The sequence below is a fragment of the Rhizobium sp. Leaf384 genome (assembly GCF_001424065.1).
Taxonomy (GTDB): domain Bacteria; phylum Pseudomonadota; class Alphaproteobacteria; order Rhizobiales; family Rhizobiaceae; genus Ferranicluibacter.
Window position 1 is genome coordinate 292,251 of record NZ_LMQE01000005.1, and the last position, 19,826, is coordinate 312,076.

Sequence of the window (19,826 nt, forward strand, 5' to 3'; positions counted from 1 at the left end):
TGCTCAATCGATGAAGCATGTTTGTCATGGGATGGTTTGCTGTCAAGGTGGGTTTGAATGGAGCCAGGCGTGAATCAGGAAAAATCCGCGAAGAAGACCACGATCTACGATCTGGCGGAGCTYGCCGGGACGTCGGCCAGCGCCGTCAGTGCGGTCCTCAACGGAACATGGAAGAAGCGTCGGATCAGTGCCAAGCTGGCCGAGCGCATCACCACACTGGCCGACGAGCAGGGCTATGCGGTCAACATGCAGGCCAGCCTGCTGCGACGGGAAAAGTCCAAGATCATCGGGATGATCGTGCCGAAATACGACAATCGGTATTTCGGCTCGATCGTCGAGACCTTCGAGACGATGGCGCGCGAGCGCGGGCTGTTTCCGATCATCACCTGCACGCGCCGCGATCCCGAACTGGAGGTGGAGGCGGCGCGGACCATGCTGTCCTACCAGGTCNCGTGCCGAAATACGACAATCGGTATTTCGGCTCGATCGTCGAGACCTTCGAGACGATGGCGCGCGAGCGCGGGCTGTTTCCGATCATCACCTGCACGCGTCGCGATCCCGAACTGGAGCTGGAGGCGGCGCGGACCATGCTGTCCTATCAGGTCGAATGGCTCGTCTCGACGGGCGCGACCGATCCGGACCGTATCAGCGACCTGTGCACGGCTGCAGGCGTCGGCAGTCTCAACCTCGATCTGCCCGGCACCAAGGCGCCCTCGATCATCTCGGACAATTTCTCCGGCGCGCGCGAACTGACCCGCCGCATCATGCTGAACAGCCGCATCAAGCTCGGAGAAGCCCAGCCGCTGCTGTTCATCGGCGGACGGGCCAGCGACCACAATACGGGGGAACGCATCCGCGGGTTCCGCGCGGCCCATGCCGATATCGGCGTGGCCGTCGACGAGAGCCATATCCTGGCGAGCGGCTATGCGCCGGAGAAGGCGGAGGCCTCGCTGGCCGCGCTGGCGGCAACGGAAGGATCGCTTCCGAACGGAATGTTCGTGAACTCCACCATATCGCTCGAAGGCGTGATGCGCTGGATCAAGCGCTCGGGCCACTACGGCACACGCTCGCCCGTCATCGGCTGCTTCGACTGGGATCCCTTCGCCGCGCTCCTCGGCGACGACATCGAAATGGTACGCCAGGACGTGAAGAGCATGCTGGACGCCGTGTTCTCGATCATCGAACAGGGCAAGGCAAAGGAAGCGCTGATCGAGATTCCGTCGATCTTCCGCGAGAACATCGCATTCTAAGCGCGTTGCGGGAAAAAGGATTCACGCAACGCGCTTGAAGGTCTTGTAGTGATGCATGTCGTTTCCCGAAACCGCTGCACACGTTCGGGCGACATGTATGAGCCCGACCCTGCCGCCGACACCGTTCCGCAAAAAGACGCGATCTCCGCAACAGGACGGGCCGCGCCGCGCGCACGGCAGAGACGCGCTTCAGACAAGCGGAATGACGGGGGACGCGAGTGGCGCCTCTCTCTCATTCTCACGCACCCTGTCGTCGCTGCGGCATCGTCATGGCGATCACGCTCGCCACCACGAACACCAGGCCGAGCAACGCGTTCGGACTCGGCGTTTCCCCCAGGAGGAGAACCCCGATACCGACGCCGATCGGCACGCGAAGATAGGCCTGGGCTGTGGTGCCGACAGAGCCGAGCCTCTGCAGCAGCGTGAAATAGAGGACAAAGGCCAAGGCCGTCGAAAAGACGGACAGGGCGACGAGAGCCGCGATCGACGACGGGGCCGGCGCCAGCGTCCAGGGCTGATCGATGACGAGACTGACGGGCAGAAGGATCGCGCCGCCCCAGATCAGGGATCCCGCGGCCGGCATCATCGGGTCGAGATCGCGGAAGGTCCGCCCGAACGTGACGGCGCCGCCATAGGCGACCGCGGCAAGGACGATGGCAAGCTGCGCGACGACATCCGTGCCGACGCCGGTCAGGGCCGCCGGACCGACCACGAGGCAGATGCCGCCGATCCCGAGGGCGACGCCGAACAGCTTCAGGCCGGTCACGGCTTCATGACGCGTGACGATGGCGTTGATCAGAAAGGCGAAGACCGGCGTCAGGGCGTTGAGGATGACGGCCAGCCCCGCATCCACATGCTGCTCCGCCCAGGCAATGAGCGTGAAGGGCAGGACGGCGTTCAGCGCCGCCTGGATGAGGAAACGGCGGGTGTTGCGACGGTCCGTCGGCAGTCTCAGCCCGCGCAGGCGCAGAACCACGAACAGCAGACTGCCCGCAAGGATCGTCCGTGCGGCGATCAGCGTGATCGGCGGGATCGTGGCGACGCCGATCTTGATGAAGGTATAGGAGCCGCCCCAGAGTGTTGCGAGCGCCAGAAGCATCAAGAGGCTGACGGCAAGGCGGGGCTGCGGTACGGGCATGTCGTGTCCAGATCGTTGATGGCGATGGACGAACCCTTACAGGTTTTCAGGCCCGGACGCTTCGGTGATCGCCGAAACGTCCGGGCCTGACACGTGGCCGGCAAAGCGGTAATCTTCCGCCATGATCGACCATCCCACCGGCAACATGATCGCGCGATCGGCCCATCTCATGGGTGACCCGGCCCGCGCCAGCATGCTCGCCGCGCTAATCGGCGGAGATGCCCTGACCGCCGGCGAGCTGGCCTCCCAGGCCGGCATCACGCCGCAGACGGCGAGCGGGCATCTTGCCAAGCTGCTCGACGGCCGGCTGGTCGTCGCCGAGCGACAGGGGCGCCACCGCTATTTCCGGCTGGCCTCCGCCGCCGTCGCACAGGCCCTGGAGGGGCTCATGGCGCTTTCGCCGCCTCCGCCCGCCTTTCCGGCCCGGCGCCACGGCCCGCGCGACGCCGCCATGCGGCAGGCCAGGACATGCTACGACCACATGGCCGGCCGTCTTGCCGTCGACCTCACCGCCGCCCTCGAACAGCGCGGTTTCCTGCACCGGTCCGACGGCATGGGCGTTGTCTCGGACGCGGGCCACCGCTTCTTCTGCGACTTCGGCATCGATCTTGCCCCGACCGGCCGATCGACGCGTCCGCTCTGCCGCCTCTGCCTCGACTGGAGCGAGCGCCGGCCGCATCTCGCAGGCCAGATCGGCGCGGCCCTTCTGGCGCGCACCCTTGCCCTCGGCTGGGTGGTGCGGACGCCGAACAGCCGGACGCTGACGATCACCCCCGCCGGCGCCCGCGGCTTCTCCGACACGATGGGCCGGACGTTCGACGGACGGAACGGATAACGGCATGAAGGGCCGGGCCGCTGCGCCTGCGCGCGCCGACGCTACCTATTTGGAAGAGGGCAAACGATGCTCATGGTGCCTGCGACACGTCGGCCTCGGCTCGTGCAGCGATAACGGCCGACCTAAAACGAGGGGACGCGGCAGCGCGCCAAGACGCGGCGCCGCGGCCCCCGTTGCGCCCTCAGGCTGCGAACTGGTTCATCGTGTTGTGCGAGCCGCCGGCCTTGAGGGCGGCGTCGCCGGCGAAGTATTCCTTGTGGTCGTCGCCGAGGTCGGAGCCGGCCATGTTCTGGTGCTTGACGCAGGCGATCCCTTCGCGGATTTCCCGGCGCTGGACGCCCTTGACGTAGCCGAGCATGCCGGCTTCGCCGAAATAGGCCTTTGCCAGAGTGTCCGTCGACAGGGCGGCCGTGTGGTAGGTCGGCAGCGTGATCAGGTGGTGGAAGATGCCGGCGCGTGCGGCGGCATCGCGCTGGAAGGTGCGGATCCGCTCGTCCGCCTCGCGTCCGAGCGGCGTCTCGTCGTAGTCGACGGTCATCAGCCGGGCGCGATCATAGGCGGTCATGTCCCTGCCCTCTCGGCTCCAGGCGTCGAACACCTGCTGGCGGAAGTTCAGCGTCCAGTTGAACGAGGGCGAGTTGTTGTAGACCAGCTTGGCATCGGGAACGACCGCGCGAACACGGTCGACCATGCCGGCGATCTGGTCGATGTCCGGCTTTTCCGTCTCGATCCACAACAGGTCGGCACCGTTCTGGAGCGCGGTGATGCAATCGAGGACGCAGCGATCCGCACCTGTTCCCTCGCGGAACTGATAGAGATTGGACGGCAGGCGCTTGGGGCGCATCAGCCTTCCGCCGCGGTTGAGGATGACATCGCCGTTCTGAGAGCTGAGGTCGGCGACCTCGTCGCAATCGAGGTAGGAATTGTAGAGGTCGCCGATATCGCCGGCGCGCGTGCTGACGGCGATCTGCTTGGTGAGGCCCGCGCCGAGCGAATCCGTCCGGGCGACGATGATGCCGTCGTCGATGCCCAGTTCGAGGAAAGCGTAGCGGCAGGCGCGGATCTTGGCGATGAAATCCTCGTGGGGAACCGTGACCTTGCCGTCCTGGTGGCCGCACTGCTTCTCGTCGGACACCTGGTTTTCGATCTGCAGGGCGCAGGCGCCCGCCTCGATCATCTTCTTGGCCAGCAGATAGGTCGCTTCGGCGTTGCCGAAACCGGCGTCGATGTCGGCGATGACGGGAACGACATGGGTCTGGTAGGTCTCGACCGCGTGCTGCAGCTGGCGCTCCCGGGCGATGTCGCCTTCCCTGCGGGCCGCATCGAGATCGCGAAACAGCATGCCGAGCTCGCGCGCATCGGCCTGCCGCAGGAATGTGTAGAGTTCTGCGATCAGGGCGGGAACGCTGGTCTTTTCGTGCATGGACTGGTCCGGCAGCGGGCCGAATTCGGAGCGCAGCGCCGCGACCATCCAGCCGGACAGATAGAGATAGCGCCCCTTCGTCGTCCCGAAGTGCTTCTTGACCGAGATCATCTTCTGCTGGGCGATGAAGCCGTGCCAGCAGCCGAGCGACTGGGTGTAGTTGGCGGGATCGGCGTCGTAGGCCGCCATGTCGCGGCGCAGGATGCCGGCGGTGTAGCGCGCGATGTCGAGTCCGGTCCGGAACTGGTTCTGCCGTCGCATCCGGAGGACGGCGTCAGGCGTGATGCCGCTCCAGCGCGGATGGGCGGCGATCAGGGCTTCGATCTCTCTTGCGTCGGGTCTGGTGGTCGTCGGGGTCGTCGGGTTCATCGGGGTCATCGGGATACTCCTCCATCGGATGGAGCCTGTGTACGGCAGCCCTCATGCAGCTGTCCGTCGTTTCCGTGTAGACTTGTCAAGCATTACAGAATTTGCTCGTAATGTTGTAAGGATGGAGGGGCACCGTGGCAGACAAGCAGGGGGTGTATGTCGGCGTGCGTCTGCGGCGGCTGCGCCGCAATCTCGGGCTGACACAGGCGGAGATGGCGGCCGACCTCGAGGTCTCGGCCTCTTATGTCGCCTTGATGGAGCGCAATCACCGGCCTGTCACCGCGGAGGTTCTGCTGCGGCTCGCGCGCGCCTACACGTTCGATCTGGCCGATCTTGCCGGCGATGGCGGTGCCGAGCATGCCGCCCGGCTGCAGAGCGTGATGAAGGATCCGATCTTTGCCGACATCGACCTGTCCGCAACCGAGACATCGGAGGTGGCCACCGGGTTTCCGGGGTTCAGTGAGGCCTTGTTGCGGCTTTACACCGCCTATCGCGAGGCGCAGATCGCGCTTGCCGAGCGCCTTCCCGGCCAGGGGGCACAAAGGTCCGAAGCGGTCGATCCGGTGGCCGCGACGCGTCGCTTTCTTGCCGCACGCCGGAACAGCTTCCCGACCCTCGACACGGTGGCGGAAAAGCTCTCGGCAACGGTGACGGAGAGAGGCGGCCTTGCGCCATACCTGCTCGAGCGCCACGGCCTGCGCATCCGCCGCCTCCCCTCCGCCATCATGTCGGACGCGCTGCGGCGGCACGATCTGCACCGCAAGCAGATCCTGCTGGACGAGTCGCTCGACATGGCAAGCCAGCATTTCCAGCTCGCCCAGCAGCTGGCCTATCTCGAATTCGGCACGGAAATCGCCGATGCCGTCGCCGAGGGGCATTTCCAGACGGAAACCAGCGCCAATCTGGCCCGCCGGTCGCTGGCAAGCTACGGCGCCGCGGCGCTTCTGATGCCCTACAGCGCCTTTGCCAAAGCGGTGGAAGCGCGGCGCTACGATCTGGCCGCCCTGTCCCGCCAGTTCGTCACCAGCTTCGAGCAGACGGCCCACCGGCTGACCACGCTGCAGAAGCCGGGACAGGAGCGGGTGCCCTTCTTCTTCATCCGGCTCGATGCGGCCGGCAATGTTTCAAAGCGCCTGGACGCCGCCCGCTTTCCCGTCTCGGCCTCGGGCGGGGGCTGTCCGCTGTGGACCGTGCATCAGGTGTTTCGCAGGCCGGGCGAAATCGTCACCCAGTGGCTGGAATTTCCCGACGGGCAGCGCTTCTTCTCCATCGCCCGTACGGTCAGCGCCGGTGGCGGCGCCCATGGCGTCACCCGGGTCGATCGCGCCGTGGCCCTGGTCTGCGACGCGCAGCATGCCGATCGCCTCGTCTACGTCCGGCCCGACAGCGACCGCACGCCAACGCTGGTCGGCATCACCTGCCGCCTTTGCCAGCGGGCCACCTGCACGGCACGCGCCGAGCCACCGATCGGCCGCCAGATCCTCATCGACGACTTCCGCCGAACCGCCGCGCCCTTCGGCTTTACCGACACCTGAGGAGATGCGACACCGGGGAAATGCGGCGGGGCGAGATGCGGCAAGGGGGAATGCGGCAGGGGGGAGATGTTTCACCGGGCCGGGCGCTGCCCGCGCGATGGACGATCGAGGCGCAAACCTCGGCCCGCCGTGCGGCGCCGCGTGGACATGCCGACGATTGCGCCCGAGCACGTGGTGGGGGGGCAAACGGCGAGGGGCACGTGGCGGAGCCGAGTGGCGGGGGCAAGTCGCGGGTGGGCGTCTTGCGCCGTAGCCTGCGGACGGGGTAACGAAGGCCGTTCTCCGCAACGCAGGCGAGACGATGCCCCAGGGCGGAGACCCGTCCCGACGCTGCACCTGAAAGGTCCGACATGACCCGATCCGACACGCTCTTTACCAATGCCCGGCTGATGGACGGCACGCTTTGCGACCTCGCCGTTACCGCTGGGCGGATCGTCGCGATCGCCCCGGCCGGCATGCCGTCGGACAGCGCCGAAACCGTCGACATCGGCGGCGCGCTGCTGGTCCCGGGCTTCGTGGAGGGACATATCCACCTCGACACCAGTTTCTACGGTGATCGCTGGATCCCGCATCGGCCCTGCACCAAGGGTTTCGACGTGAAGGAGCGGGTGGCCTTCCAGGCCGAAAACATGGCCTCGGCCGCCCCCATGGATCGCCGGGCGCGCGACCAGCTCGATCTCTGCATCGAGCAGGGCTCCTTGCAGATGCGCAGCCATGTCATGGTCGATGGCTCCGTCGGGCTGGCGTCGCTGGAAACGATCCTCGCCGTGCGCGAAGACTACAGGGACCTGATCGACATCCAGCTCGTGGCCTTTCCGCAATCCGGCATCCTCAAGAGCCCGGGCACGCCGGACCTGCTCGACGCCGCGCTGGCGCTCGGCGCGGATCTCGTCGGCGGGCTCGATCCCGCCAGCTTCGACCGGGACGTGAAGGGCCATCTCGCCGTCGTCTTCGGCCTGGCGCAGAAGCACGGCGTCGATATCGACATCCATCTTCACGAAGCGGGCACGCTCGGTGCCTTTACGATCGAGGAGATCTGCGCGCGCACGGTCGCGCTCGGCATGCAGGGGCATGTCGCGATCAGCCACGCCTACGGGATCGGGGACCTCCCACCCGATGCGGCGCGCCGCCTGGCGGCCCGCATCGCGCAGGCCGGCATCGCGATCATGACCAACGCGCCCGGCAACCACGCCTTCCCGCCGGTGGCGCTGCTGAGAGACGAAGGGGTCGTCGTCTTCGGCGGCAGCGACAACATCCGCGATAGCTGGTGGCCCTATGGCGACGGCGACATGCTGCGCCGCGCCGAAATCATCGGCTACCGTTCCGGCTTCTACACGGATGCCGAGCTTTCCGCCGCCTTCGACGTGGTCACCGCCGCAGGCGCCAGGGCGCTGCGGCTCGAAGATTACGGCATCGCAGTCGGCGCGCGGGCCGACTTCGTCACCCTTCCGACGGACCACGTGCCGCTCGCCGTCGTCTCGGTGCCGAAAGGGCGACGCGTGTTCAAGGGCGGGCGGCTGGTCGCGGCAGAGGGACGCGTGCTTCGCTAACCGCGCCGGCGGCATTTCGGCAGGGCGGCTTTACGGCGCATGCGGGCCGGCGCTGCCACAATGGCAACCATCCTCCACACTATGATCCCGTCGAATCGAGGAAAACATCCATGCGCCTTCTGATCCTGAGCCTGCCCGTCCTGATGACCGCGACCCTTGCCCATGCCTCGTCCGACGACGCCTGGGCGGCCTTCAACCTCAAGGTCGCAGAAACCTGTGCGACGGCAAGCGGGTTGAAACACGCCCATGTCTCCGAGATCGTCGCGTTCGACGATACGCTCGGCAAGGTGGTGACGCTGGTCAGTGGCGTCTTTCCGCAAAAGGCACTGAAGGGCGCGCATGGCAAGACGCTCTGCGTCTTCGACAAGGCCACGGGCAAGGCCTGGACGGACGAGGCCAAGGGCTGGAGCGCTCCGAACCTGCGCTGACGCCGAGGGCGTCGCCCCCGTTTTGCCGCAACAAGGCGTTGCGGTTCGTCCGCACAAGCCTTAGGCAGAAGACGGGCACCGAGGTGGAAAGCAAACGCTTACCCATCTGACGCCCGATCCCCTCCAGCCCGAAACGACGCCCGGATGACGCCCGACATGCCCGATATTCAAGACGTACCGACGGTCCCGATCGTCCCGGCGGCCCCGATCGTTCCAATGCCCCCGATCGGCGCAGCGCCCCTAATAGTCCGGGCGCCCTCGACAGTCCCGGCGCCCCGGGTGTCCCCATCCCCATGACCTCTAAGACCCGCGGCTACCTCTACGTCCTCCTCGCCGTCACGATCTTTGCGGGACAGGATGCCTTCTCCAAGCTGCTGGGCGAGAAATATCCGCCCATCATGATCGTCATGGTGCGCTTCTGGGCCTTTGCCGTCTTCGTCATGCTCATGGCGGCGATGTCGCCCGGCGGACTGAAACGCGCCTTCGTCACCCGCCAGCCGCTTCTCCAGGTTCTCCGGGGCGTGCTTCTGGTCGGCGAAGTCGTCGTTGTCGTTTTCGCGCTCATCACCGCCGGCCTTGCCATGAGCCAGGCCATCCTGCAGGCAACGCCGCTGATCGTCACCGTGCTGTCCGTGCCGCTGCTCGGAGAAAAGGTCGGCTGGCGTCGCGGCCTTGCGGTGCTCGCCGGCCTGTTCGGCGTGTTCGTCATTCTCGATCCGCTCTCGGTGCAGTTCGACCTCCGCCTCCTCGTGCCGCTGGCAGCCGCCTTTATGTATGGCTTCTACAGCATCGCCACCCGGGCGGTGAGCCGGCACGATTCCGCCATGACGAGCGTTCTCTATGCCAGCGTGTTCGGCGCCATTGCCGCAACCTTCGTCGGCCCCTTCTACTGGACGCCCATCGCGCCGGCCGACTGGCCCGCGATGATCGCGCTCTGCATCTGCGGCGCCAGCAGCCATTATTTCCTGATCAAGGCCTACAGCCTGCTGACGGCCGTCGAGGTACAGCCGCTGACTTATCTGCAGCTTGTGTTCAGCGGCGGTGTGGCCGTGCTCTTCTTCGGCGAGACGATCACGGTAAACATGATCATCGGCGCAATGATCGTGGTCGGCGCCGGGCTCTTCACCGTCTGGCGCGAACACCGGGTGAACCTGCGATCCGCCTAAAGCGCGCTGCGTGAAAAAGGATCGACGCAACGCGCTTCAAGGTCTTGTTGTGATGCATGTCGTTTCCCGAACCGCTGCACACGTTCGGGCGGCATGCATGCGCGTTCAGCGCGGGTGCGGCTCGGCGAGCAGCCCGGTCGCCAGCGCCCGGAACGCCTCGGTCGCCTTGGGAAGCCTGCCGGCCGCGTCGTCGCTCGCAGCAACGAACAGCGCGGCATTGAGCGCAGCACCGCTGATCAGCCGGGCGGCGGCCTCCGCATCGACCGGTTTGACGGTGCCAGCCTCGATCAGTCGCTCGATCGTGCGTCGCGTTACCTGCAGACAGGTATCCTGGCTCGGCCATTGCGACGGATCGCCCAGCACCGCCGGCCCGTCGAGAAGCACGATGCGCTGCACCTCCGGGTCGAGCGACATCTCGATATAGGCCGTGCCCTCGGCCAGCAGACCCGCCCAGTCGTCGCCCATCTCGGCGGCGGCCGCACGCGCCCGCGCTGCCATTTCACCGTCGATCTGGTCGACGACGGCCGCAAACAGGCCCTTCTTGTCGCCGAAATTGTGATAGAGCGCGCCCCGCGTGAGACCGACCTCCGCCGTCAGCTCATCCATGGACGCTGCCGCATAGCCCTTTTCGGCAAAGGCGCGACGTCCGGCGGCGATCAGCTTCGACCGGTTTTCCTCCATGGTTTCCGCCCGTGTTCGCGCCATGCCGTTCCTCTTTCACATACGAGACGTATCTGTAATTGACATACGCAGCGTATGCCATTAGGTATCTGCATACGCAGCGTATCTGAATTTCGTTGCGTCCGGAAGCCGTGTGCTTCGGCCACCACCCCGGCAACCCCAAGAGGATCACGCCATGACCACCCGCAAGGCCATCTTTCCCGCCGACCGCCACGCGCTCTACGAACGGCACGGCTATTCCGCCGCCATCCGCTCGGGCGATCTCCTCTTCGTGTCCGGCCAGGTCGGCAGTCGCGCCGACGGCTCGCCGGAGCCGGACTTCGCAGATCAGGTCGAACAGGCGTTCGAAAATCTGAAGGCGACGCTTGCCGCTGCCGGCTGCACCTTTGACGACGTGCTCGACGTCACGAGCTTCCACACCGATCCCGAACGCCAGCTGGCGTCCGTGCTGCCGATCAAGGACCGATATCTGGGCACGAAGCCCTATCCCGCCTGGACCGCCATCGGCGTCACCTGGCTTGCCGGCTTCGACTTCGAGATCAAGGTCATCGCTCGCATCCCCTGAACGGGCCCTCAGCCGACGGGGGTCAGACCGCCGTCGGCGATCGTCCGTCCGGCACGTCCTGATGGCGGCGCGCCTTGATGAAATCGATGAAGGCGCGCAGCGGGCTCGGCACGAGGCGGCGGCCGGGATAGTAGAGAAAAGGGCCCGGAAAGCTGGGCCACCAGTCCGCGAGAACCGGCTCCAGCGCCCCCGTGTCGAAATACGGCTGCAGCCAGCCCTCAAAAAGCGAAACGACCCCGAGACCCTGAACGGCAGCGAGAACGCCAAGATCCGAGCCGCCGCCGGCCTGCACGACGAGCTGCGCTGCCGGATCGACCCGGACCGTCTCGGTGCCGCGCTCGAACTCCCAGGGTGTGACGGACCGCCCGGCAAAGCGGCTGCGGATGCAGGCATGCGACAGCAGATCGCGCGGATGCACCGGTCGCCCCCGCTCCGCGAGGTAGGCAGGCGCGGCGGCCGTTGCAAAACGCTGGATGCGCGGGCCGATCGGCACCGCGATCATGTCCTGCTCCAGCCGCTCGTCATAACGGATCCCCGCATCGCAGCCGGCGGCGTTGATGTCGACGAAGGTCTCGTCGGTCATGATTTCCAGGCGGATCTCGGGATAGGCCTGCAGAAAGGCCGGGACGATCTGCGGCAAAATCAGTCGCGCCGCGCTCATCGGCACATTGAGCTTCAGGCTCCCGGCCGGCCGTTCCCCCAGGCCGACGACGTGGCGGAGCGCCGTATCGATCTCGCGCATGGCCGGGTCGACCCGCTCGATCAGCGCGCGGCCGGCCTCCGTCGCCATCACGCTGCGTGTCGTCCGGTTGAGAAGCCGGGTGCCGAGCTGGGCTTCGAGACGACGAACGGCATCGCTCAGCGCCGACGCGCTGCTGCCGGACACACGCGCCGCCTCGCGAAAACCGCCGGCTGCGGCAACCCGCAGGAACGCCTTCACATCTCCGATCTCGAAGCTTCCGTTTTCGATCACGCCTTCTCCTGCACGCCTGCATGTCGCCCGAACGTGTGCAGCGGTTTCGGGAAACGACATGCATCAAAACAAAAACGTAGAAACGCGGTGCGTGAATCCTTTTCACGCACCGCGCTTTCGAGGTCTGCGCCGACATGATTGTCCGCCAGCCCGCACAACCTGTGCGCATTGGCGCGGATTATCAAGCGCTGCCGCCGGCGCTATCTCATGCTCATCGTCACAAGGAGGGTTCCATGACCGATATCCACACGACAGGCACCTATCATCTCGGGGATCTCTCCGTTTCGCGTCTCGGCTACGGCGCCATGCAGCTTGCCGGCAAGGGCGTCTTCGGACCGCCGCGCGACCGCGCGGAAGCCATAGCGGTCCTGCGGGAGGCGGTGGACAGCGGCGTCGATCATATCGACACCAGCGATTTCTACGGCCCGCACATCACCAACCAGATCATTCGCGAAGCGCTCCATCCTTATCCGGATCGTCTCGTCATCGTCACCAAGGTCGGCGCCGTGCGCGGCGCGGACGCCTCCTGGAATCCCGCCTTCTCGCGGGAAGACCTGACCAGGGCGGTGCACGAGAACCTCGAGAATCTCGGGCTCGAGACGCTGCCCGTCGTCAACCTGCGTGCCATGTTCGACGTGCACGGGCCGGCCGAAGGATCGATCGCAGCGCCGCTCGGCGTGCTCGCGGAGCTCCAGGCAAAGGGCCTCATCCGCCATATCGGCCTCTCCAACGTCACTCCGGCGCAGATCGCAGAGGGACGCGGCATTGCCGAGATCGTCTGCGTGCAGAACCAGTACAATCTCGCCCATCGCGGCGACGACGCGCTGATCGACGACCTCGCAGCGGCCGGCACGGCCTATGTGCCCTTCTTTCCGCTCGGCGGCTTCTCACCCCTGCAGTCGGCAACGCTCACCGCGGTTGCGGCGGACCTCAGCGCGACCCCGATGCAGGTGGCGCTCGCCTGGCTGCTTGCCCGTGCGCCCAACATCCTTCTCATCCCCGGCACATCCTCCCGCACCCATCTGCGCGAGAACCTGGCGGCCGCCCACCTCACGCTTTCGGCCGACACGCTCGCCCGTCTGGACGCGATCGCAACGGCGGGGTGACGCGCCGGTCCGCAGAACCTCGATAGCGGAAAGTCGAACTGGGCAACGTTGATCTGGACAAGTTTGATCCGGGCAACGTTGATCCGGGAAGAGCCGGCCGTCCGCCAGACGACCGGCTCTCGTTTCCGGCTCAGGAATGCGTCGGCGCCGTCTGCTGGCGGGTCGCCGCGTACAAGCGGCCCTGCCGTTCGGAGAGGTCGTCCCAGAGCGGGCGGGCGGCGAGATCGGGCGGGGTTTCCTCGGCAAGGCGGGTCATGGCATCGGCGGCCTCCCGGAAGCCGCCATACCAGCCGGCGCCGACCGCAGCCGACATGCCGGCGCCAAGTGCCGACGCCTCGTTGGAAAGGCTGCGGATGACGGGCAGGCCCGTCGCATCGGCCACCATCCGGCGCCAGAGCCGGCTTTCCGCTCCGCCCCCGATGACGAAGAGGCGGTCGGCCTTGCCGCCGCTCTCGCGCATCTTGGCCAGCGAGCGCGCAAATTCGAGCGTGATCGCCTCCATCGACGCCCGGTAGAGATGGCCGATGCCGGTATCGGGCCCCATGCCGGAAAAGGTCGCGCGCGCCGTGTCGTCCCAGTGCGGGTCCATGCAGCCGACGAGATAGGAACAGACGGTGACGCCGTCCGAACCGACCGGAAGCCGGATCGCCTCGGATTCCAGCCGCTCGAAAATGCCGGGATCGCCCCGCCCGCCGGCAAAGGCGTCGAGCAGCCAGTTGAAGAAGTAAGCGCCGCCGCGCTGGCAGCTTTCCAGCAGATAGCCCTCGCCGCTCGGGGACACCAGCGTGCGCCAATAATTGCTGCGTTCGGGCGTTGCCGACCACAGGCCGCCGACGACCGCCGTGCCGAGATTGAGATAGACCGCTCCTTCCTGGATGGCGTTGACGCCGAGGCCCGCACAATTGCCGTCGCCGCCGCCTGCAAAGACCGGCGTGCCCGGTCGAAGGCCCGTTGCCGCCGCCGCGTGTGCGGTGACCTGCCCGATCGCGGATCCCGGCGCATGGAGCGCCGGAAGCTTGCTCGGGGGAATGTCGAGGTGGTCGAGGATCTCGCGCGACCAGGTCTTGCTGGCGATGTCGAGGATGCCGAAGGGATCCGCGCTCGTCCAGCTGGCCGCGGCCGCGCCGGTCAGCTTCAGCGTGAGAAAATCGTGAACGCTGAGGATGCGCGCCGCCGCGTCGAGAAGGGCAGGCTCATGCGCGCGGAAATAGCGCAGACGGTAGACGCAGGGAATGACATCCACCGGCTTGCCGGAAATGGCATGCAGGCGGTCGGCGCCGAGCTCGCCGGCCAGCACCGGCACGATCTCGTGGGCGCGCCGGTCGAGCCAGAGCGTCGCCGGCGCAAGCGGCCGATCGTCGGCATCGACGAGCACCATGGTTTCCCGCTGGTTGGAAATGGCGATGCCATCGATGCGGTCGCGGTCCACCTGCCGCATCAGCGACTGCAGGGCGGTGCAGGTCGCGGTCCACCAGTCCTCGGCGTTCTGTTCGGCGCGCACGGCGCTCGGCGTGCTGATCGTCAGCGGCGCGCGACCCTCCGCATGGCAGCGGCCATCCGGCGTCCAGGCGATCGCCTTGACCGACTGGGTGGACGAATCGATTCCGATGACGAAACGGTCACGATCAGGCATGCAGTGCTCCTCCCTCTGCCATGAGATGCCTTGCCCGAAGGATGTCGGCTCGGTCCGCACCCTCCGGGTCTCCTCCCCCGGATCGCGCACATCTCGTCTCAGCGTTTCAAATCGACATGGATCCTCTGTCCGGTTCGGCGCCTGCGGACCCGTCGCGCGTCAAGCCCGCCTCAGGCGGCGCCGGACGCGGCGATCAGGGCTTCGGCGGTCGCCATGTCCGTGATGAAATGCGTGACGTAGCCCGCCTCGAGCGTGGCGATGATCGCCCTGATCTTCGACGGGCCGCCCGCCACGCAGATCCGGCTCGGTATGTTCTTCAGTTCGTCGAGCGTGATGCCGACAATGCGCTCGTCATGCGGGCCTCCGACCGCGCCGCCATGGGCATCGATGAAGCGGCCGATGATCACGGCCGTGGCGCCCCGCGCCACATAGTCGTCGATCTCCTCGGGCTCGCCGATCCCCGCCTGGCGCACCGTGCTTTTCGGCCCGATGTCGCCGACGCCGAAGAGGATCCGGTTGGCCGAATGGACAAGGTCCATCTGCTTCAAGAGCACGGGTTCGGCCAGAAGCAGCGCCTTGAGGGCCTTGGTCGACAGCACGGCTGGCGCCAGCAGGTTGACGCAGCGCGCATGGATACGGTTCGACAGGATCGACGTGCACAGTTCCGGCGAGAAGTCGGCCTCGCCGGTCGAGCTGCCGGACACCTGCACCACCGTGAGATTGCGCACCGGCCGCGTCAGGGCGATCTGGTCGGCCACCGCCAGCACCGTGCGCCCCCAGGCGACGCCGATCGTATCGCCGTCTTCCATCTGGTCCGCCAGAACCCGCGCGCCGGCATCGCCGAGCCGCTGGACGAGCGCCTGCTCGTTCCCGTCCGGAATGACGAAGGCGCCGGCGAGCCCGAACGTGTCCATGAGCGCACGCGCGGCGCTCGTGCGGTTGCCGGCCTTCGGGTTGATGTGAACAGAAACGATCCCGCGCTCGCGCGCCTCCTGGAGATAATTGACGATCGTCGCGCGCGAGACGTTCAGCCGCTTGGCGATCTCGCTCTGCGTCATCTGGTCGGCATAATAGAGCCATGCCGCCCACATGATGGAATCGTCGAATTCCGTGGGCACGAGCGCGCCCTTTTCAACCTCGATGCGATCTGACGTCTTTGCCTTGGCCATACCCTATCTGACGCTGGCGCTGTCATTTGTCAACTTCCATTGTCTTGTGTATTGACATATGACACAAGCCGTTGTCATTTGAACGAAAGGCGAGGAGGCCCTGCAGGTATGGAGCACCGAACGATGGATACGGCGCCGCGCTCGGGCGCCCGCTGGACGGCCCTGATCGACGATATCGTCGCGGGCAGATGGACCAATCCCGAGACGGGCCAGCTCGCCAGCGTTCCCTATGAAACCATCGTGATCGACGAAAGCCTCGACGGTGCCGAAGCCGATCTCGTTGCGGGCCTCGGCCTCGGGGAACGTTTCACCGTCGTGACGGACACCAACAGCTGGGACGCGATGGGCGCGCGCGTCGCGACCGCGCTGCGGCGGCTCGGGCCGGTTGAAACCGTGGTTCTCGACCATCCCCATGCCGACATGGCGCAGGCGCAGGTGCTCGGCGAAAAGCTGCAGGGCGCCGATGCGGTGGTCGCGGTCGGGTCCGGCACGATCAACGATCTCGTCAAGTTCGTCACCGGCAAGGCCGGAAAGCGCTACGCCGTGTTCGGCACGGCAGCCTCGATGAACGGCTACACCTCGACCACCGCCTCCATCACCCTGGACAGCGGCCTGAAGGTGTCGCTGCCCTCGCAGGGACCGGCGGGCTTCTTCGTTGATCTCGGCGTCAGCGCTGCCGCACCGCGCCATCTTTCGGCGGCGGGCTTTGCGGATTGCCTCGTGCGCTCGGTCGCGCAGGTCGACTGGTGGATGTCGCACCGGCTTCTGTCCACGCTCTATTCGAGCGTTCCCTACATCATCCAGGAGACGGACGAAGCGGAGCTGAACGCCCGTGCCGCCGGTATCGCCGAGGGCGACATCGCCGCCAACGGCTATCTCCACCGCGTCCTCACGCTCTGCGGCCTCGGCGTCTCCTTTACCGGCATGTCCAATCACGGCTCCATGGGCGAACACCAGATCTCCCATTACATCGACTGCTTTGCCGGCGCCGACCATCCCGGCACGCTGCATGGCCAGCAGGTCGGCGTCGCCACGCTGACGATGGCCCGCCTGCAGCGGCATTTTCTCGACAGCGAGACACCGCCGGTGATCCGGCCGACCCGCATCGACCCGGTCGACATGGCCCGGCGCATGGGGCCCGACATCGCGGCCCAGTGCTTTGCCGAGCTGAAGGACAAGATCTTCGACGCGCACGGCGCGGCCCGCATCAACGAGCGGTTTGCGGAGCTCTGGCCGACGCTGCGGGCGGAGCTCGACGCCTTCGCCCTGCCGGTGACCGAGATGGAGACGCTTCTGTCGGACGCCGGCGGCCCGATGACCGCCGCGGATCTCGGCCTGCCCACCGCGCGCTATCGCGAGGCCGTGGTCCACAGCCGCGAGATGCGCAACCGCTATTCCTTCCTCGATGTCGCGGCGGATGCCGGCATTCTCGAGGATTTCGCAGCCGGGGAGGCCTGACCGGATGCGACCGATCCTGGACATGCCGGTCGAGGTTGCGTCGCGGATCCGGGTGATCTTCGCCGACATCGACGATACGCTGACCAATGACGGCCGGTTGCCCGCCTGCGCCTATGACGCGCTGGAGCGGCTGACGGCGGCGGGCATCGCGGTGGTCCCCATCACCGGTCGCCCCGCGGGATGGTGCGACATGATCGCCCGCATGTGGCCGGTCGCCGGCGTGGTCGGCGAAAACGGCGCCTTCTATTTCGCCTATGACGAGACGATGCGCCGGATGCGCCGCGTCTTCGCCGTGGCCGATCAGCAACGGGCAAACGACCGGGAACGACTGCAGCACATCAAGCAGCGCATCCTGCGCGAGGTGCCCGGCGCCGCCCTGTCGGCCGACCAGCTCTACCGCGAGGCGGACCTCGCCATCGATGTGTGCGAGGACATCCCGCCTTTGGCCGTCTCGGACGTGGACCGCATCAAGAGCATCTTCGAAGAGGAGGGCGCCGTCGCCAAGGTTTCCTCCATCCATGTGAACGGATGGTATGGCGCCTACGACAAGCTGACCATGGCGCGCCGCTTTGCCGCCGACATTCTCGGGATCGACATCGACCGGGAGCAGGACGCGATCGTCTTCGTCGGCGACAGCCCCAACGACGCCCCGATGTTCGGCTTCTTTCCCCATGCCTGCGGCGTCGCCAACGTGCTGCAGTTCGAAGGGCGCATGGAGGCGGATCCGACCTATGTGACCGCGGCGCGCGGCGGCCATGGTTTCGTGGAGGTCGCCGAACATCTCCTGACGGCCCGCCCGCGGAGGGATGCGGCATGAACGCGCCCGTCCTCGACCTTGCGATCGTCGGCGGCGGCATCAACGGCGCCGGCATCGCGCGGGATGCAGCCGGTCGCGGCCTGAAGGTGCTCCTGGTCGAACGCGGCGATCTCGGTGCGGCCACCTCGTCGGCCTCGACCAAGCTGATCCATGGCGGGCTGCGCTACCTCGAACATTACGATTTCAGGCTGGTGCGCCATGCGCTGGCGGAGCGCGAACGGCTCTGGGCCATCGCGCCGCACATCATCTGGCCGCTGCGCTTCGTGCTGCCGCACCGCAAGGGGCTGCGCCCCGCCTGGCTTCTGCGTCTCGGGCTCTTCCTCTACGACCATCTGGGCGGCCGCAAGCGCCTGCCGGCAACGGTGACCCGCCGCCTGCGCACAGACCCGGTGGGGTTGCCGCTGCGCGACGTCTCCGCCATCGGGTTCGAGTATTCCGACTGCTGGGTGCAGGACAACCGCCTCGTCGTGCTGAATGTTCGCGACGCCGCCGAGAACGGTGCCGATATCCGCGTGCGAACGGCCTGCGTTGCCGCGCGGCGGGAGGCGGACCACTGGCGGCTGACGCTTCAGGACGAGGAGACCGGCGAGCGGAGCGAGGTTCGCGCCCGCGCCCTGGTCAATGCCGCCGGCCCCTGGGTCGACACCTTCCTCTCGGGCGTGGCGGGTGCGAATGCGGCGGGCCGCGCGCGGCTGGTCCAGGGGTCCCACATCGTCGTGCGGAAACTCTACGACCACGACCGCTGCTACATCTTTCAGAATCCGGACGGCCGGATCATCTTCGCCATTCCCTATGAGGACGACTTCACGCTGATCGGCACGACCGATCAGGACTATCGCGGCGATCCGCGCGACGTGCACGCCACGCCCGAGGAGATCGCCTATCTGGTCCGCGCCGTTTCCTCCTACTTCAAGCGTGCGATCACCGAGGAGGACGTCGTCTGGACCTATTCCGGCGTGCGGTCCCTCTATGACGACGGCGCCGAGACCGCGCAGGAGACCACGCGCGACTACGTTCTGTCCCTCGATCCCGGGTCTGGGGCAGGACCCGGGCCCGGTTCAGGGTCAGCATCTAGGCCTCTGCCGGATGCCGCAGCGCAGGCCTCGTTCGGTCGTGCGCCGCTCCTGTCCGTGTTCGGCGGCAAGATCACGACCTATCGCTGCCTTGCCGAAGATGCCCTCGACAGGCTTGCCGCGGTGTTTCCTGGCATGTCGGCAAAGCGCGGCTGGACGGCGACGCGGGCTCTGCCGGGCGGCGATTTCGAGGCCGGAACGGCCGGCGACGTGGTGCGCGACCTCTGCCGGACCTACGGCTTCCTGTCGGAACGCGAGGCGCGCCGCCTCGTGCGCCATTACGGACTGGAAGCGCGCGACATCCTCGGCACCGCGCGCCGCGCGGACGATCTCGGGCGCGCCTTCGGCGGGTCGCTGACGGAACGCGAGGTCGTGTTCCTGATGGACCGGGAGTATGCCCGCGTGGCCGCCGATATCGTCTGGCGTCGCACCAAATCGGGATTGCGCATGACAGCCGAAGAGATCGCCGCGCTCGATGTCTTCATGGCGCAGATACGACGCGCCGCGCGGGCATCGGGTAGCGACACCGCAGCGGCGACGGCAGCCGCGGCCGAACCCTAGAGCAAACGCCGATCGGCCGCGCGCCGGTCGCACTGACCGCCTTTCGCATCATCGGGAGAATGGCTGCGGAAGACGGAAACCGGCTTGAGGGCCGGG

At 66.8% G+C, this 19,826-nt stretch carries 17 protein-coding genes and 1 pseudogene; 12 read left to right on the forward strand and 6 right to left on the reverse strand.

Annotated elements, in window-relative coordinates; genetic code table 11:
- Positions 1–69 precede the first annotated feature (69 nt).
- Positions 70–450: LacI family DNA-binding transcriptional regulator (locus ASG25_RS09755; protein ID WP_162242192.1), on the forward strand; the 381-nt coding region annotated here is incomplete at its 3' end.
- Between the two features lies 1 nt (position 451).
- Positions 452–1,250, forward strand: a pseudogene (locus ASG25_RS09760) (LacI family transcriptional regulator); the annotation flags it as partial.
- A gap of 238 nt (positions 1,251–1,488) precedes the next feature.
- Here ASG25_RS09760 and ASG25_RS09765 read toward each other — a convergent pair.
- Positions 1,489–2,388 (reverse strand): EamA family transporter, encoded by a 900-nt coding sequence (locus ASG25_RS09765; RefSeq protein ID WP_062472958.1) that lies wholly within the window; start codon positions 2,386–2,388, stop codon positions 1,489–1,491.
- Between the two features lie 121 nt (positions 2,389–2,509).
- Here ASG25_RS09765 and ASG25_RS09770 point away from each other — a divergent pair, with 121 nt between their 5' ends.
- Complete coding sequence (locus tag ASG25_RS09770; RefSeq protein ID WP_082480053.1) at positions 2,510–3,223, forward strand: helix-turn-helix transcriptional regulator; 714 nt, start codon at positions 2,510–2,512, stop codon at positions 3,221–3,223.
- A 181-nt stretch (positions 3,224–3,404) separates the two neighbouring features.
- Here the strand turns inward: ASG25_RS09770 and ASG25_RS09775 are convergent, their stop codons facing one another.
- Positions 3,405–5,024: an isocitrate lyase gene (locus ASG25_RS09775; protein ID WP_200942777.1), complete on the reverse strand. Its 1,620-nt coding sequence runs from the start codon at positions 5,022–5,024 to the stop codon at positions 3,405–3,407.
- Positions 5,025–5,149: 125 nt separating this feature from the next.
- Between ASG25_RS09775 and ASG25_RS09780 the strand changes: the two genes are divergently transcribed.
- The 4 genes from ASG25_RS09780 to ASG25_RS09795 all read left to right on the forward strand — a co-directional run bounded on the left by ASG25_RS09780 (position 5,150) and on the right by ASG25_RS09795 (position 9,694).
- Positions 5,150–6,550 carry a helix-turn-helix transcriptional regulator gene (locus ASG25_RS09780; protein WP_062472960.1) on the forward strand — a complete coding sequence of 467 codons (1,401 nt, stop codon included), beginning with the start codon at positions 5,150–5,152 and terminating at the stop codon, positions 6,548–6,550.
- A 350-nt stretch (positions 6,551–6,900) separates the two neighbouring features.
- Positions 6,901–8,100, forward strand: a complete 1,200-nt coding sequence (locus ASG25_RS09785; protein WP_062472962.1) for an amidohydrolase family protein — start codon at positions 6,901–6,903, stop codon at positions 8,098–8,100.
- Between the two features lie 110 nt (positions 8,101–8,210).
- Positions 8,211–8,528: a hypothetical protein gene (locus ASG25_RS09790; RefSeq protein WP_062472964.1), complete on the forward strand. Its 318-nt coding sequence runs from the start codon at positions 8,211–8,213 to the stop codon at positions 8,526–8,528.
- 293 nt (positions 8,529–8,821) lie between these two features.
- A complete protein-coding gene (locus ASG25_RS09795) occupies positions 8,822–9,694 on the forward strand; it encodes a DMT family transporter (protein WP_062472966.1) in 873 nt (290 codons plus the stop codon).
- A gap of 105 nt (positions 9,695–9,799) precedes the next feature.
- Here the strand turns inward: ASG25_RS09795 and ASG25_RS09800 are convergent, their stop codons facing one another.
- Positions 9,800–10,399, reverse strand: coding sequence for a TetR/AcrR family transcriptional regulator (locus tag ASG25_RS09800; RefSeq protein WP_062472968.1), 600 nt, complete (start codon positions 10,397–10,399; stop codon positions 9,800–9,802).
- 151 nt (positions 10,400–10,550) lie between these two features.
- On the opposite strand from ASG25_RS09800, the gene ASG25_RS09805 reads away from it, so the two are divergent.
- A complete protein-coding gene (locus tag ASG25_RS09805; RefSeq protein WP_062472970.1) occupies positions 10,551–10,940 on the forward strand; it encodes a RidA family protein in 390 nt (129 codons plus the stop codon).
- A gap of 22 nt (positions 10,941–10,962) precedes the next feature.
- Here ASG25_RS09805 and ASG25_RS09810 read toward each other — a convergent pair whose 3' ends face one another.
- Positions 10,963–11,910, reverse strand: a complete 948-nt coding sequence (locus ASG25_RS09810) for a LysR family transcriptional regulator (protein ID WP_244479403.1) — start codon at positions 11,908–11,910, stop codon at positions 10,963–10,965.
- A gap of 236 nt (positions 11,911–12,146) precedes the next feature.
- Here ASG25_RS09810 and ASG25_RS09815 point away from each other — a divergent pair, with 236 nt between their 5' ends.
- Positions 12,147–13,019 (forward strand): aldo/keto reductase family oxidoreductase, encoded by an 873-nt coding sequence (locus ASG25_RS09815; protein ID WP_062472972.1) that lies wholly within the window; start codon positions 12,147–12,149, stop codon positions 13,017–13,019.
- 130 nt (positions 13,020–13,149) lie between these two features.
- Here the strand turns inward: ASG25_RS09815 and ASG25_RS09820 are convergent, their stop codons facing one another.
- Positions 13,150–14,652, reverse strand: a complete 1,503-nt coding sequence (locus ASG25_RS09820; RefSeq protein ID WP_062472974.1) for an FGGY-family carbohydrate kinase — start codon at positions 14,650–14,652, stop codon at positions 13,150–13,152.
- A 170-nt stretch (positions 14,653–14,822) separates the two neighbouring features.
- Entirely contained in the window at positions 14,823–15,821 is a 999-nt protein-coding gene (locus ASG25_RS09825) for a sugar-binding transcriptional regulator (protein WP_062472976.1), read from the reverse strand.
- 123 nt (positions 15,822–15,944) lie between these two features.
- Between ASG25_RS09825 and ASG25_RS09830 the strand changes: the two genes are divergently transcribed.
- The 3 genes from ASG25_RS09830 to glpD are packed head-to-tail and all read left to right on the forward strand — an operon-like array spanning position 15,945 to position 19,730.
- The gene (locus ASG25_RS09830) at positions 15,945–17,279 is read left to right on the forward strand and encodes a sn-glycerol-1-phosphate dehydrogenase (protein WP_244479365.1); all 1,335 of its coding nucleotides are present in this window, start codon (positions 15,945–15,947) and stop codon (positions 17,277–17,279) included.
- Between the two features lie 4 nt (positions 17,280–17,283).
- Positions 17,284–18,096, forward strand: a complete 813-nt coding sequence (locus ASG25_RS09835; RefSeq protein WP_062472982.1) for an HAD-IIB family hydrolase — start codon at positions 17,284–17,286, stop codon at positions 18,094–18,096.
- Positions 18,093–19,730, forward strand: a complete 1,638-nt coding sequence (glpD, locus tag ASG25_RS09840; RefSeq protein WP_062472984.1) for a glycerol-3-phosphate dehydrogenase — start codon at positions 18,093–18,095, stop codon at positions 19,728–19,730. The genes ASG25_RS09835 and glpD overlap by 4 nt, the downstream gene beginning before the upstream one ends.
- Positions 19,731–19,826: the final 96 nt, after the last annotated feature.